Origin of the sequence: Bacteroides sp. A1C1 (genome assembly GCF_004328515.1) — a bacterium.
GTDB lineage: Bacteria > Bacteroidota > Bacteroidia > Bacteroidales > Bacteroidaceae > Bacteroides > Bacteroides uniformis.
On the sequence record NZ_CP036491.1, the window covers coordinates 4,023,438 to 4,038,690 of the forward strand.

The following is a 15,253-nucleotide window of genomic DNA, read 5'->3' on the forward strand; positions in this document are numbered from 1 at the left end:
TCGCAGTTTTTTCTTTTATTCCTTGATATGAATCAGTGCATTTGCCAGAATGGCTGTTACTCCTCCGGTGGTAATTCCCGAAGAGAAGATATTTCTTAGTATTTCGGGAAGTTGGCATAATATTTCCGGAACCAGTTCTACGCTTAGTCCCAAAGAGAAACTGATAGCCATGACTAATGTTGCCTTACGGTTGATTTCCTGTGCGGCGATGATGCGTATGCCTGCCGCTGCCACTGTTCCGAACATAAGCAGGGTAGCGCCGCCCAATACCGGTTCCGGCATCAATGAAAATACCAGGCCTACGGCGGGGAAAAGCCCGAGTATTACCAGGAATCCTGCTATATAGTAACCTACATAACGGCTTGCCACTCCCGTCAGTTGTATCATCCCGTTGTTTTGGGCAAATACGGAGTTGGGAAAAGAGTTGAGCATACCTGCCAGCATGGAGTTGAAGCCGTCGGCAAGGATACCGCCCGAAGCGCGTTTTACGAATGTTTCTCCTTCCACCGGTTCGCCGGATATGAGCGAATTGGCTGTGATGTCACCGTATGCTTCGATAGCGGTAATCATGAAAATAAGTCCTAAGGCAATGATGGTTGAGATGCTGAAGTCCAATCCGTAACGGAACGGCATCGGGAGATTGAAACCGCCATAGCTTTGTATGGATGTAAAATCTACTATCCCCATGAACCATGCCACGATATAGCCTATAACCAATCCGATGACAATGGAACTCATCCTCATATACCGGTTGGAACTACGGTTGAAGGCAATGATGAGTAGCAACACCAGGGCCGCCAGTCCCACATGGCGCAGACTGCCGAAACTACCGTCTGCTTGCGCTGCCGCACCGCCTCCGCAAGCAGTAATTCCCACTTTTATCAGACTCATTCCAATGAGAGTGACAACGATTCCCGAAATGAGGGGCGTAATGATTCTCTTGGTATATTTCAAAATTCGGCTGATGAACATTTCCACGGTAGATGCTGCGATGCAAGAACCGAAGATAAGCGGAAGCCCGCCCATCGTTCCGGCAGCAATAATGGGTCCGATAAAGGAAAAACTGGTTCCTTGGATGCATAGCAGCCCCGTACCCAATCCTCCGAACCTGCGGCACTGGATGAACGTTGAAATGCCCGAAGCGAACAATGCCATGGATACCAGATAACCGGTGGTCTCGGCATCGAGTTTCAGTGCTCCGGCAATAATGAGGGGAGGTGTGATGATGGCAACGAATATGGCAAGCAGATGTTGCAGGGCGGCGAAGAATGCTTCCTTGAAAGGTGGCTTGTCATTCAGTCCGTATATCAGTCCGTTTTTTAACTTTTCTCCTTCTTGATTGTCCTCCATGTGTGCAGCGGTTTATCTGATTTTAATCTCACAATTGTCCAGACTCTCGATGATGGCAAGTGATTCCACATGGATGCCTTGTTCGCGCAATTCGTCGCCACCATGCTGGAAAGCCTTCTCGATGATGAATCCCATACCGGCCAGTTCGGCACCTGCCTGCTTCACAAGGTCAATCATGCCTTTGGCTGCATTGCCATTGGCCAGAAAGTCGTCAATGAACAGTACCTTGTCACCCGGACAAAGGAAGTCCTTGCTGACACAGACCTCGTACGAACGGTTCTTGGTGAAGGAAAATACGGTGGTGGTCAGCATGTTTTCCATGGTACTCGGTTTCTTCTTCTTGGCAAATACTACGGGCAGTTCCAGCAGATAACCTACCATGATGGCAGGGGCAATTCCGCTCGCCTCTACTGTAATGACCTTGTTGATGGAGGTGGAAGCGAACCGTCTGACAAATTCCACGCCGATGGATTTCATCAGGATGGGGTCCATTTGGTGATTAATGAAGTTGTCTACTTTCAGAATGCCTCCGGGGAAGCATTTTCCGTCTTTGAGAATGCGGTCTTTCAGAGTTTTCATGTTGGATGATGTTTTATTGAATGTTATCGTTTTCCTCTTCTGTTTCTTCTTGAATGGTATCTTTGGGCAGCAATCTTGGAGAAATGCGTTTCTTGGGAGTGAGGCTCATGCCTTTCAGCATTTCGGCCTGGCGCACTACGCTGCCGTTACCGTCCGAGAGCTGGTTGAAGGCTTTGTCGTAATCCCTTTGCAGGCTGGCCAGTCGGTCGCCGATACCGAGGAAGGTGTCGGTAAAGCCTGCAATCTTTTCATATAAGATGGTGCCGCGCTTGATGATGGCCTGCACATTCTTTACCTGGTTCTCCTTCTTCCAAAGGTCGAGCGAGAGGCGCAGGGCGCTAATCAGGTTGGTGGGGCTCATCAGTACCACCTTTTTGTTGTAGGCATATTCCCAGAGGTGGGTATCGCTTTGGATGGCGAGGAGGTAGGCACCTTCGGTGGGGATGAACATCATGACGAAATCCGGCGATTGGGCGTCATAATGCGAGTAGTCTTTATGGCTGAGCTCGTCGATGTGGGCGCGGACGGATTGCAGGTGTGCTTTCAGGAAGTGTGCCTGCTCCTCCTTGTTTTCGGCAGAGGTGTAGGCAGCATAGGCAGTCAGCGACACTTTGGAGTCGATAATCATTTCCCGTTCGTCGGGGTATTTCACGATGATGTCGGGCTGCATCTTCTGCCCGCTTTCCTCGTTGATGATGGCTTCGCCCCGTTCGTCTTTTAGAAACTCCTGGCGGAAGTAGTGTTCGCCTTCAATCAGTCCGGAGGCTTGCAACAGACGTTCCAGAATCATTTCGCCCCAGTTGCCTTGCATCTTGGAGTCTCCTTTCAAGGCACGAGTCAGGTTGTTGGCATCTTCGCTGAGGCGGTTGTTCAGCTCCACCAGTTCCTTGATGCGTTCACCCAGCGAGAAACGTTCTTTGGCTTCGGTGCTGTATACTTGTTCCACCTTTTGGCGGAAGTCCTTCAGGTTATCGCCCAGCGGACGGAGCAGATTGCCCAGGTGTTCGGCATTCAGCCTGGTAAAGTCTTCGGCTTTGCTCTGGAAGATACGGTTGGAGAGATTCTCGAACTCGGTGTTCATGCGCTTGTGCAACGCTTCGGCTTCTTCCTTCTGCAGCTTCAATAATTCTATTTCCTTCTTTGTCCCGCTGATTTCCGCCCTCAGTGCGGCTGACTTGCGGTCTGCCGCCAGATAGCCGACTACGGTTCCAATGATTATCCCTATAATCAGTAATAATATTTCCATAGATGTTTTGAAGTGTCCGCCTTATTGTGTCAATATTTCGTTTCCGTCTTCAGTAATCAGGATTTGGCTTTCCCATTGGGCAGAAGGCAGTCCGTCGTCTGTGCAGACGGTCCATCCGTCGGCTTCGTCGATAAAGACTTCGTAGCTTCCCATGTTAATCATCGGCTCGATGGTGAACGTCATGCCCGGCACTATCAGCATGCCCGTACCACGTTTGCCGAAGTGTTCCACATCCGGTTCTTCGTGGAACTTGACGCCGCAGCCATGTCCGCAGAGGTCGCGTACCACGCTGTATCCGTTCTTTTCCGCATGCTCCTGGATGGCGGCGCCTACGTCACCGAGGCGTGCCCAGGGCTGTGCGGTCTGTATGCCTATGTCACGGCATTCTTTGGTGACCTGTACCAGTCTCTGCATGTCGGGGCTGACTTCGCCAATCATGAACATGCGTGATGCGTCGGCAAAGTAACCTTTGTAAATGGTGGATACATCGACATTTACAATGTCACCGCTTTTCAGGAATTCCCTGGTGCTGGGAATGCCGTGGCACACTACATCGTTGATGCTGGTACACACACTTTTGGGGAAGCCTTCGTACATGAAGGGGGCGGGGATGGCGTCGTGGTCTGTGGTGAAGCAATACACCATATGGTCAATTTCAGCTGTGGACATGCCTTCGCGAATGTTCTCGGAGAGATAATCCAGCAGGGCCGTGTTGATTTTGGCGCTTGCGCGGATACCGGCCAACTGCTCCTCGGTGCGGAGTGCGCTTCGCATCGGCAGTTTATATCCTTCTTTCTTATAATGTTGAATTTTGGCTTCTACTTCGTCGGAATAGTTTTTAGGAGTAAACCGGACTCCTTTCATGAACTTTTTCATTGTCTTTTCTTTTTTATGAGACTGCAAAAATACACAATAATGCAGGTGCTTGTACTATCAAGAGCCGAAAAAACATTCGTTTTCTTTATCCCGATACCAGCTTAGAGGGTATTCACCACTTCTATTTCGCTTCTTGAACTGTCTATCCTCCGTACTTGTATCTGGGTCTTTATGCGCTCTTTCAGTCCTTCCACATGACTGATGATGCCTACCTTCTTGCCGCCCATCTGGTGCAGTTTTTCCAATGTGTCCATAACGGTGTTCAGGTAGTCGCTGCTCAGTGTGCCGAAACCTTCGTCGATGAACAGTGTGTCTACCGAGAGGCTCTGGCGGCTGAGGGAAGAAAGTCCGAGGGCAAGTGACAGAGATACTAGGAAGCTTTCGCCGCCCGATAAGGTGCATGCCGGACGTGCCGCACCTCCTTGATGGAAGTCGCGCAGCAGGATGGTGAGCGAACCGGCCTGGCATTCCAGTTCGTAGCGGTCGGTCAAGCGTTGCAGATAGAAATTGGCGCCTGCCAGCAGTTCTTTTAAGACGAAGCTCTGGGCTATGTTGCGGAAGTTCTTTCCCCGTTCGTCACCGAAGTGGTGGCAGAGGCGGTCCCACTTCAGATACTCTTCGCGTAGCCGGTCGGCACGTTCCTTTTCTTCCTTTATCCGGTCGATGTTACGGGTGTTTTCTTCCAGGCGTAACTTCTGCTGGCCGATGGATTGGTTGCCGACGGTTATCTTTTCTTCGAGATTCGCGATGAGTGCATCCAGGGTTTCGAGGTTCTCGTTTTCTTCTATTTCGGGCTTCCGGCCGATGTGCTCTTCCACTTGTCCGGTGGCCAGATGAAAGGCGGTCGATGCAGCTACTTCTTCCTCTTTAAGTGTCTGCAATGAGGCACGCAATGCTTCTATCCGGGAGCCGGACCAAGCGGATAGGACGGTGATACGCTCCTCGTCGAGAGTGGGGTTGGCGGCATAGAACCCGGTTAAATCCTTTTGCAGCCTTGCCATTTGTTCTGCGGTGGAGGATATGCTTTGTTTCAGTCCGCTTGCTTGTGTATTCAGATTATTCCAGGCAATCCCCAGGTCCTTGATTTCCATTTCCTGTGTTGCTGCAGGTGCGTTGCGCCAGTCGGGGAATGCGGCATCGATGCTTTCCTTGTTGATGTTTATCCCTTCCAGCTCTTTGTGGATAAGGGCAATGGCGGATTTCAGTTCTCTTTGTTTTTCCTGCGCCAGCCGGTAGTTGCGCGTAGCTTGCGTTAGGCGGTCAATAAAGGAGAGGGGGGAGTTCTCCCATTCCGTGTTCCATCCTTCCCAGAGGATGTGGGGAGTGACGCGGTCCATGGTGGCACGTATGTTCTCCTTTTCGTTGGCGGTGAGCGACTCGTAATTGACGATGTTGTTTTTCAGCTCATTCAGCACTCTGTCGGCAGAGTTGAAGGCTTGGCGTGCAGCGTCCACATGTTTTTGGCATTCGTCCTTTTGCCGTTGCAGAGTTATGATTTGTGCGCTGAGCTTTTGAACTTCAGTGAGCTTTTCGTTCAGTTTGTCTGCTTCCAGCTTGTTCTCTTCCAGTAGCTTCTTCAGGGTTTCGTCGGTGGTTGTGGAGAGGCCGATGCCGTTGCATTGGGCGCATTTGGCTTGTGCGTCAGTACGGGCAAGGTTGTAGCTCCGGAGCGCTCTTGCTGTGGACTGACGGGCATTCTCTGCCAGCGTTCCGTAGGTCTTGGATTCTGTCCGATTGTTGTTCAATGCCTGCTCGGCTTCCTTGTATTCTTTCTCTTTTGTTTTCAGGGAGGTGCGTATGGGAGCAAGGACAGACTGGAAATCTTCATCTTTGCAAAGCGATTTTATTTCTTGTCCGCACACGGGGCAAGTATCCCCGACGACAAGCCGGGAGCGTGTTTCCTTTGCCCACTCTTCTACGGCTTCCTTTTGCTTGTCGTAGAGGGTGCGGATGTCATCATAACTTGTTTTCCTGCTGTCGAATGCCGTTTGCAGGAGGACGTATTGCTTTTGGCACGCCTCCACTTTGGCGTTCAAAGCCTTTTCGTTTTCCTTCGCCTCGTTCAGTGTCCTTTCCGTTTCAGCCAGTAAAGACAAGGCGCTCAAGGCTTGTAGCAGGTTCTCCCGTCCGGCATCGAGTTTGTTTTTCTTGTCTTGCAGGGCAGGGCGGTCCATGGTTTCAAGCTGCTTGTTCCGGAGGTTTATTTCGTTTTGCAATGTATGGTTCTCTTGTTCTTTCCGGGTGAGGGCAGCTTCCTTGTCGGTACGCTCCTTGACTTTTACGGGTTGTTGCGCGGCCAGTCTTTCAAGGTGCGCGTTGTAGGTGCCGATGCGTGTTTGGGCATCGAGTGCGGATTTTAGGCCGGTAATGATGGATTGGCTTTGCTCGAACATGGGCAGTAAGGGCGAATGCTCTTGCAAGTACTTCTCGGCACGATGCAGCTTGTCTTCTTGCTCTTTCAGGAAACCGCATAGCCACTTGCTTCCTCCGTCCAGCCGGGCAAAGGATGCTCTCAGTATCCCGGCTTGTGCATGGTTCTGTTGTTGCTGCTGTTGCTGCTGTTTCAAGGTAGAGAGCCAGTTGCGGGCGTCGGCGGTGGCATTCCATTCTTTAATCAGGAGTTCTTTCTGTTTGAATTCGTCCGATTGCAGTTGCGCTTGCTTCCCTTCCCATATCTTCTTTTGCTGTTCACGGGTGAGGAGGAGTTCGGAGTATTTCTTCAGCCAGTCCCGTTTTGCGAGGGCGGCGGTTTTCTGCTCATTGGCTTCCTTGACTCCGGCATTTTGCGTGGCTATGGCTTCCTTGATTGTGGCGACTTCTTCTTCTGCCAGGATGTGGATGCCTTCCAGCTTCCGGTTCTGGTTTTCGTATTCCGTCCGTCTTTCCTTGGTGGCGGCATATATTTCGGCACCTATTTCGGAGTAGATACTTGTACCGGTCAGCTTTTCCAGAATATCCGATTTTTCGCTTTCCTTGCTTTGCAGGAACTTGGTGAAGTCGCCTTGTGCCAGCATGGTGGTGCGGCAGAATTGTTCGAAGGTCAACCCCACTGCAGCTTGTATTTCCGTCTTTATCTCATTCTTTTTGTTGAGCTGTATGCCGCTTTTATTGTTTTCCAGTGTCCAGCGCACATCCTGCACGGCTCCTGAAATCTTGCGGTGTGCCCGCGCCACGTACCATCGGGCGGTGTAGGGTATTTCGTTTGAGCCGGTAAACTCCAGCTCCGTCCATGCTTCACTGGTGTTACGGCGCATCAGTTGCCGGCTGTCGTTGATGGCAACATCTTCCTTTTTGGCAGAGAAAGTCTGGCTCAGGTCTTTGTATTTTTCGTTCTCGGCATGGTCCATGCGGGGCGTTTCGTTGTAGAGTGCCAGGCAGATGGCGTCGAGAATGGTTGTCTTCCCTGCACCCGTCTCACCGCAGATAAGGAAAAGGGATTCCTCGCTTAGCGGTCCGTTCTCAAAGTCGATGACGGCATCTTCTATGGAGGCAAGGTTCTTTATGGTGAGTTTCTGGAGTTTCATGTTCCGGACAAATGATTAGGAGTTGTTCTTGCTTTTCACTTTTTGCATGACAGTCTCCATCAGCTGGCAAAGTTCTGGGTCCATCTCTTCTCCTTCGGTTTCGCGGTAGTAGAGTCTGGCTATTTCCAGGGGAGACATTTCCTGCATCTCTTGGATGGAGATAGGCTTGCTCTCGTCAGTGTCGGCCTGCCGCTCTCGGGTAGTCTTGATGTAGCAATATTTGCATGCCTTGCCTTTGGCGGCGTTCGAGGCTTTTTCGTTGCAGTCGGGGGGCAGGTAGCCTTTTGTCAGCACGTTCAGACGGAGGTATGCAGGTTTCTCTTCCGGGTATTCTTCCAGCAGTTTCAAGGCGTCTTCGAAAGGTGTCGGGTCATGGGGAAGTGTGACGAGCGGAATCGGATTTTCAATTTCCCTTGTACTGATTTGTGGCTCTGCCCCTTTCTCCAACTCGATGATGGAGACGGAGTGCGGATAGGTTTCGTCGAAGCTGACGGGGAGGGGAGTGCCGCAATAGCGTGCGTGGTGATGACTGCCTTTGATGTCCTGAGGGCAATGGATGTGTCCGAGTGCCAGGTAGTCGTACCCTTCTCCCATAGCGCTGAGGGGAACATACTCTATTCCGCCGATACTCTCATCGTGCCCGCTACGGTCGCTGCCTTCAATGGAGAGATGGGCCATGAGGACGACGGGAAGCTGTGCCGTATTCCGTTTCTTCACTTCGTCCAGCAGTGCCTGGAAGAAGCGTGCCTGCCGTTGGTCGCGCGGTGTTTCAGTGTCCAGCAGGGGGAAGTTTTGCGGGTAGACGTGGGGCACGGCAATGACGTAGCCTATTGTCTTTTTTTCATTGTTTATCTCGATGATGTGCTTGTCCAGATTCACTTCCTCGGCTGTACGTTCGATGTTTCCCACAACGTTCAAGCCGAAGTGCTGCCAGAGGCTGCTGTCTATCTCCAGTTTCGAGCTGCTGTCGTGGTTTCCGGCGGTGACTACGATGGCCATTCCGGGGCAGGCTTGATGGATGTTCAGCATGGCGTCGGTGTACATCTTCTGCGTGGCGGCAGCGGGAGAGGAGTAGTGGTAGATATCTCCGCTTACCACCATGGCGTCGGGCTGCTCTTCGGTTACTATGCGGGTGAGTTGCCGTAGGAAGGATTGCTGCTCGGCGGTGCGGTCGTGGTTGTAGAGGGTGTGTCCCAGGTGCCAGTCGCTGGTATGTAGTATTTTCATTGTTTTTGTTACTTCAATGGATGTGGGTTATGGTTTCCTTAGAATATAAATCTTGTGTGTTCCTCGTCCTTTGTAGTCGATGCCCGATTCGGGATTGGCTATCCATTCGCGCAACTCGCGGGAGGCGGCGGACTTCAATAAGCCGGTCAGTTGGCAATAGTCGGCTTGGGTCATGAAGCTGTTCTTCTCCAGGTATTTTTTTGCCCGTTCCAGCCGTTCCTGCGGAGAAAACATTTGTGAGGAGCGTTGGAATTTGTCGGTGGAACGTTTCAGGTGGCAATGGCGAGCGGTAAGGTACAGCAGTTCCTTGTCTGCCTTGAAGTGAATGTCCTTCAGGCAGATGCTGACGGCGTTTCGCTTGGTGTCTCCTTCTTCGCCCGTCTCCCGTTCACGGTCTTGCCGCAGACCGAGGGCAGGGGTGAATACTCCTAAGTTGTCAATCTTCACGGAGTAACCTTGCCCCATTTGGTAGGCTATTTCGTCGGTGATGGCTTGTACCAGTCCGATGATGTCTCCTCGTGTGAAGGATGAGGCGTATGCTATCTTTTCGGTGATGGTTTCCAAGTCCACCTGCCCGTATAGTTTCATTCGTGGGTAGAGGATGCGTTTGCCGTCTTCTCCCGGCAGGTTCAGTTCCTGCATGTTGTATTCTGCCATGATGGTAGCGTTGTTATGAGGTTCGTTTGTTTATTGGGGCTTACAAAGTTTGTCCCAAGGTTGCGGATGTGTATGCCAAGGTTGGGGATTTCTATCCCAAGGCTTGGGATAGACAAACCAAGGGCGAAGGTAATTCTTTATCTCTATACTTGCAAACTTTACTATTAGTAGTTAGGAAGTTTTTTATTGGTAGTCGGGAAGTTTTTTGTTATAGGTTTGAGAGAGGAATTGAAAAAAACGTTATCTTTGTTACATAAGAGAAGTGCATGAATGATGAACAAAACTAAAATTAAGCGATATATGAAACATTATCCGGACTTATTATTGTTGTTTGCCTTATTGTCCGTTACCACAATGATTAAAGCACAAATATCGATAAGACCTTATAGCGAATGGGAAGCAACCCAGTTTGTTGCAGTGAACGGACATCAGCCCGAAGACTATGTAACGCCAGATAATAATTGGGAAATACTATACAATTTACGGACTCCACGTACTCAAGCCGAACTTCGTGAAATGGGTATTAAATGCTCTGATAGCCAATTATTGTTATTGGAAGTAGGTGGACTTGTCAGTAAAACAAAAGGAAAATGGGAAGCTACTATACCCATTCTTGACAAAGAACAGACCAATTCTCTAAGAAGCTTAAGTAAGGAGATTGCTGAATCCATGTATGTCAAAACAAAGGCAGACTTTATATCATTGGCACAAACTATCAGTGAAATGGGATTCAAGAACAATGTACTCTCACTTGTTTTTTCATACCTTCTGGATGGAAAAATGTGGACAAAGTTAGTCTTGTTTGAGGATGTTGACAATTATACAAGCTGGAGTGGCTGTTACTGGGTATTATACGAATCAAGAAATGGCTTTGCATGCGGTACGAATGGTTTCGGAGAACAGAATTTGATTTTGACTTACATCAATAGCGGCATTGCTCCTGACAACGACATTATGGACCATTGTGCTGATGAAATAGCACAATTCGGAAAAGTAACAGATGCCAAACTCGTTTCTCAGTTAAAACCTTATGGGCTGGTAGATGATAATGGAGATGTATTATTTCCTATTATAAAGAAACGGCAAGACCGCTTTCATCAAATAACTGAAAAATTGGTAAACTCTATCAGTGCGGAACTAAAGAATAATTGTGGCTCCTTAGCAAGCCAATATGGTATTGACAATGAAAAAGTGGCAATGGTGATGCTGTACCATGAAATCATGTGGGATTTGGTAGATAATCTGATTCAAGATAGGATAATCTTCACTCCAGCTATTTTCAAAGATGAAGAATCGAATAAAGAACGATTGAATGAAGTCGTTTTCTTCATAGAAGGAGGATTAATGCAATAATAATTCGATAGAGAAAAGGACATTTGACTTTGAAGAGTTTTCTGTAAATGCATTTCAAGTGCATAGAAAATAGCCAATTAAAAATAAAGAATTATGTACGAATGGGCCAATGAAATGAACTGTGCCGTAACTGTATGCGACACAAAGGGAATCATCCTATATATGAACGAGAAAGCATGCCGTACGTTTGCCAAACACGGTGACCTGATAGGCAAGAATCTCTTTGATTGCCACAACCCGCAATCGCAAGCCAAGATACGCGAACTGCTGGAGACGGGGGGAGTGAATGCCTACACCATTGAGAAGAACGGTATCAAGAAAATGATTTATCAGACGGCATGGAAGCAGGACGGAGTGGTCGGTGGCCTGGTGGAGATTTCGATGGAAATACCCGGAGAGATGCCACACTATATGAGAAAATAACAAAATGATATATGATATGAAAACACTTTCTAATTCAGAACTGACAATTAAAGTTTCACCGCATGGAGCCGAGTTATGCAGTATCTTGCATGATGGAAAAGAATATCTTTGGCAGGCAGACCCTGCTTTCTGGAAACGGCATTCTCCGGTGCTTTTTCCCATTGTAGGTAGCGTTTGGGAGAATGAATACCGCCACGAAGGCGTTTCCTATGCATTGACGCAACACGGTTTTGCCCGCGATATGGATTTTGAATTGATGCTTGAACTGGAAGATGAAGTGCGTTATCGACTGGTTGACAGTGAGGAAACACGCAAGAAATATCCTTTCCCGTTTTGCCTTGAGATAGGCTATCGGATAGAGGGAAAGAAGATTGAGGTGCTTTGGAAAGTCATCAATACCGGAACACGCGAAATGCACTTCCAGATAGGGGCCCATCCGGCTTTCTATTACCCGGACTATGATACGGAGACAACGGACCGTGGATATTTCGGCTTTGATAAGACGGAAGGTTTGCACTATATCCTTATCTCCGAGAAAGGATGTGCCGCTCCGGATAAGGAATATTTGCTTGAGTTGACAGATGGCCTGCTGCCTTTGGACATACACTCCTTTGATAATGATGCCCTGATTCTGGAAAACAGTCAAGTGAAAGAAGTTACATTATATAATAAGGAGAAGAAACCCTATCTCAGTCTGTATTTCGACACTCCGGTGGTGGGGTTGTGGTCGCCTCCGGCCAAGAATGCTCCGTTTGTCTGCATCGAGCCGTGGTACGGGCGTTGTGACCGTGCCCATTATAAGGATGAATATAAGGATAAGGACTGGATGCAGCACTTGGCGCCGGGAGAAGTCTTTAATGGTGGGTATACAATTGATATAAGATAAAAAATGAAGAAGGATACTGAAAATAATTCGGTATCCTTTTTATTTGGAGAATGCAATGTCATTATCTTTGCGCCCGGTAAAAAATATAGGTTGTTTTTTAAGGTATGAAGAAGAGTCTTATTGCATTGGCGTTCGGTACATTGGGGCTGGGGATTGCCGAATTTACGATGATGGGTATTTTGCCCTATGTGGCTACTGATTTGGGAATCAGCATTCCCGTGGCCGGTCATTTCATTTCTGCGTATGCGTTGGGTGTTTGTTTTGGTGCGCCCATGCTGCTCCTGGCCCGTAAACGCCCGTTGAAGCAGATTCTGCTGGTCTTGATGGCATTAATGATTGTGGGTAATATTTGTGCGTCTATGGCACCCAATTATTGGGTCTTGCTGTTGGGACGTTTTGTTTCCGGGCTTCCTCATGGCGCTTATTTTGGAGTAGCTTCCATTGTTGCGGGAAAATTGGCTGATAAAGGGAGAAGCTCGGAGGCGGTTTCAATTATGATAGCGGGAATGACTGTGGCCAATCTGTTTGGGGTGCCGTTGGGTACTTCGTTGAGCCATACACTGTCTTGGCGTGCCACGTTTCTGCTGGTAGGTGCCTGGGGATTGATAACATTGTACTACATTTGGCGTTGGGTACCGCAGGTCGAAGGACTGAAAGACACGGGATTTAAAGGACAGTTCCGTTTTTTGAAGAAGCCGGCGCCGTGGCTCATATTGGGAGCTACGGCTTTGGGTAACGGTGGCGTATTCTGCTGGTATAGCTACATCACCCCGTTGCTGACCGAGGTCTCCGGTTTTAGTGCGGACAGCATTACGGCACTGATGGTACTGGCAGGATTCGGAATGGTTGTCGGTAATCTGGTCAGTGGGCGCATGTCCGACCGGTACACTCCGGGGAAGGTCGGTACGGTGGTGCAAGGGATGATATGTGTTATTTTATTATTGATATTTTTACTCTCGCCCCATCCGTGGTGTTCGGCAATATTGATGACACTCTGTACGGCAGGTTTGTTTGCCGTCTCCAGTCCGGAGCAGGTGTTGATGATTCGTGTGGCCCCTGGAGGAGAAATGTTGGGAGGCGCTTGTGTGCAGATGGCCTTCAATTTGGGGAATGCTATCGGAGCCTATATCGGAGGTCTTGCCTTGAGTGGAGGATACCGTTATCCCGCATTGGCAGGCGTACCGTTTGCACTGATGGGATTTATTTTATTCCTTGTCTTCTACAAGAAATTCCAGGCTAAGTATTAAGTGTTTCATTTTTTTTGTGTATGTTTGTCCACAAGTATTAACTAAACTCGATAACTTATGAAGACTTTGAATTATGTGAAGATATTGCTGTTGTGTGTATTTACGATTGGACTGGCGTCTTGTGGGGATGATGTGTATTATACTATGCAGAATAGTGACGACAAATTGTGTGAAAGAACATGGGTTGAAGATTACGAAAGTGATGGTGTTGTGACTGGTGCGTATCAACTAAGATTTTATAAGAAAGATAACAAGGGGCAGGAAGTATCCACAACTTACACTACGGACGGTAAAGTGACTTATGATCGGGAGTTTAATTGGCGTTGGACAGATGATAGCAAAGAGACTTTGAAGTTGACTTTTGCAGATGGTAAAGTGAAATACTTTGAGAATGTATGGGTGCGTGACCATTATCTTTCCGGTAAGATAGAAGGAAAAGTTGTGATGTTGACAGATGCAAATTATATAAATAAATGAAGGTTATGAAGTTTTTGGTGCAGTTGTTCTTGCTGTCTGTCCTATGTATAGGCTTGTCTTCTTGTGAAGACGATCAAGATGTAGTGGATTCTACTATTATCGGTCGTTCATGGACAGGCGATGTAGGCATGTTGGATGACTTTGGTATGTCGGTGATTAGTACATTTTCTTTCGGGGCAGATGGTTTCGGAGAAGAAGTTCAACGTTATCGCAATGGGGAATATTGTGATTCATTCCGTTTTCAATGGTGGTGGGAAGATAGTTATAGTAGAAACCTTGTATTAGATTATGGCAGATATGGTGGCATTTCTTATATGGATGATGTCAGAGTCAGTGGTAATCAGCTATGGGGTACATTCTTCTTTTCGGATGATTCTCCGGGTTTTAATTTCACATTATATATGGAATAAAAAAATAGGATTATTTGTATGTTCCCTATACTCATTGTATAGGGAACATTTTTTATAAGAAATCTTCTACTTATTCTTCAAGACCAGCTTCTTGAACTCTCCCGGATAAGGTGTTTCAAACCGCATCAGTTCTCCCGTGACGGGATGATAGAAACAGAGTTTGAAAGCATGCAGAGCCAAGCGTCCGATAGGATTTACGTCTTCCAGTCCATAGCGTCCGTCGCCGATAATGGGATGCCCCAAATCCTGCATGTGTACACGTATCTGGTTTTTTCGTCCCGTTTCCAGGTTCAGTTCAACGAGAGAGTATCCATTGGCTCGTTTGATGGTACGGTAATGCGTAATGGATTCTTGTCCCCCGTCATCTGTCGGACTTGAATATACATACAACTTGCGGTCCGTCAACCAAGAAACCACGGTTCCTGCATCTTTTTCCATCTCGCCGACCACTACGGCTACGTATCGCCGGTCTGTTACAATGTCATGCCAGTTATCGCGTAGTGTACGTTGGGTCTTCTCGTCTTTGGCAAACATCATCAAGCCGGAGGTGTCACGGTCCAGGCGGTGCACGATGTGTACACGGTGCTGCTTGCCCGAGCGTTGCACGTATTCATTCAAGATGGTATAGGCGGTACGTTCCTTTTGCCGGTCAGTGTTGACGGACAGCAAACCCTGCATCTTCTCTATCACGATGATATAGGCATCTTCGTATACAATCTTCATCAGTTTATGGTTGAACTCTTTACGTCCCTTCTCACGGCTGATTTGTACTTTCATACCCGGTTTCAGGGGAAAATTGTATTGTGTAGTGATAACGCTGTCCACATATATAATGCGTTTGCTCAGCAATGATTTCAGCTTGGTGCGGCTGGCATCCGGCATTTTAGCTGCCAGAAACTCCATGAGCTCCATCGGTTCCTTCACCATGTAGTCCGTATATTGTGCACGGGCCCTTGCTGTAATTTTTTCTTTTGCCACGACTGGTTTTTATTTACGAT

14 protein-coding genes are annotated in these 15,253 nt (G+C 48.2%); 6 read left to right on the forward strand and 8 right to left on the reverse strand.

Features of this window, described 5'->3' with window-relative positions; all coding sequences use genetic code 11:
- Positions 1–15: 15 nt before the first annotated feature.
- The 7 genes from EYA81_RS16650 to EYA81_RS16680 form a co-directional block, all read right to left on the reverse strand.
- Positions 16–1,350: a nucleobase:cation symporter-2 family protein gene (locus EYA81_RS16650; protein ID WP_131226106.1), complete on the reverse strand. Its 1,335-nt coding sequence runs from the start codon at positions 1,348–1,350 to the stop codon at positions 16–18.
- Positions 1,351–1,362: 12 nt separating this feature from the next.
- Complete coding sequence (gene xpt / locus EYA81_RS16655; protein ID WP_117600538.1) at positions 1,363–1,929, reverse strand: xanthine phosphoribosyltransferase; 567 nt, start codon at positions 1,927–1,929, stop codon at positions 1,363–1,365.
- Between the two features lie 13 nt (positions 1,930–1,942).
- Positions 1,943–3,175 carry a DNA recombination protein RmuC gene (locus EYA81_RS16660; protein ID WP_117964441.1) on the reverse strand — a complete coding sequence of 411 codons (1,233 nt, stop codon included), beginning with the start codon at positions 3,173–3,175 and terminating at the stop codon, positions 1,943–1,945.
- A gap of 21 nt (positions 3,176–3,196) precedes the next feature.
- Positions 3,197–4,051 (reverse strand): type I methionyl aminopeptidase, encoded by an 855-nt coding sequence (gene map, locus EYA81_RS16665; RefSeq protein WP_005828329.1) that lies wholly within the window; start codon positions 4,049–4,051, stop codon positions 3,197–3,199.
- 101 nt (positions 4,052–4,152) lie between these two features.
- Positions 4,153–7,575: an AAA family ATPase gene (locus EYA81_RS16670; RefSeq protein WP_117974666.1), complete on the reverse strand. Its 3,423-nt coding sequence runs from the start codon at positions 7,573–7,575 to the stop codon at positions 4,153–4,155.
- Between the two features lie 15 nt (positions 7,576–7,590).
- A complete protein-coding gene (locus tag EYA81_RS16675; RefSeq protein ID WP_117589047.1) occupies positions 7,591–8,802 on the reverse strand; it encodes an exonuclease SbcCD subunit D C-terminal domain-containing protein in 1,212 nt (403 codons plus the stop codon).
- A gap of 27 nt (positions 8,803–8,829) precedes the next feature.
- Positions 8,830–9,459, reverse strand: a complete 630-nt coding sequence (locus EYA81_RS16680) for an HU family DNA-binding protein (protein ID WP_117589046.1) — start codon at positions 9,457–9,459, stop codon at positions 8,830–8,832.
- Between the two features lie 270 nt (positions 9,460–9,729).
- Between EYA81_RS16680 and EYA81_RS16690 the strand changes: the two genes are divergently transcribed.
- The 6 genes from EYA81_RS16690 (at position 9,730) to EYA81_RS16715 (ending at position 14,255) form a co-directional block, all read left to right on the forward strand.
- Complete coding sequence (locus tag EYA81_RS16690) at positions 9,730–10,812, forward strand: hypothetical protein (RefSeq protein ID WP_057256015.1); 1,083 nt, start codon at positions 9,730–9,732, stop codon at positions 10,810–10,812.
- Between the two features lie 93 nt (positions 10,813–10,905).
- Complete coding sequence (locus tag EYA81_RS16695; protein ID WP_117589045.1) at positions 10,906–11,235, forward strand: PAS domain-containing protein; 330 nt, start codon at positions 10,906–10,908, stop codon at positions 11,233–11,235.
- A 16-nt stretch (positions 11,236–11,251) separates the two neighbouring features.
- Complete coding sequence (locus EYA81_RS16700; RefSeq protein WP_131226108.1) at positions 11,252–12,121, forward strand: aldose 1-epimerase family protein; 870 nt, start codon at positions 11,252–11,254, stop codon at positions 12,119–12,121.
- A 104-nt stretch (positions 12,122–12,225) separates the two neighbouring features.
- Positions 12,226–13,368: an MFS transporter AraJ gene (gene araJ / locus EYA81_RS16705; protein ID WP_119961876.1), complete on the forward strand. Its 1,143-nt coding sequence runs from the start codon at positions 12,226–12,228 to the stop codon at positions 13,366–13,368.
- A 57-nt stretch (positions 13,369–13,425) separates the two neighbouring features.
- Positions 13,426–13,845 carry a hypothetical protein gene (locus EYA81_RS16710; protein WP_117703950.1) on the forward strand — a complete coding sequence of 140 codons (420 nt, stop codon included), beginning with the start codon at positions 13,426–13,428 and terminating at the stop codon, positions 13,843–13,845.
- A gap of 5 nt (positions 13,846–13,850) precedes the next feature.
- Positions 13,851–14,255 (forward strand): hypothetical protein, encoded by a 405-nt coding sequence (locus tag EYA81_RS16715; protein WP_131226110.1) that lies wholly within the window; start codon positions 13,851–13,853, stop codon positions 14,253–14,255.
- Between the two features lie 66 nt (positions 14,256–14,321).
- Here EYA81_RS16715 and EYA81_RS16720 read toward each other — a convergent pair whose 3' ends face one another.
- Entirely contained in the window at positions 14,322–15,233 is a 912-nt protein-coding gene (locus tag EYA81_RS16720; protein WP_117600531.1) for an RluA family pseudouridine synthase, read from the reverse strand.
- Between the last annotated feature and the right edge of the window lie 20 nt (positions 15,234–15,253).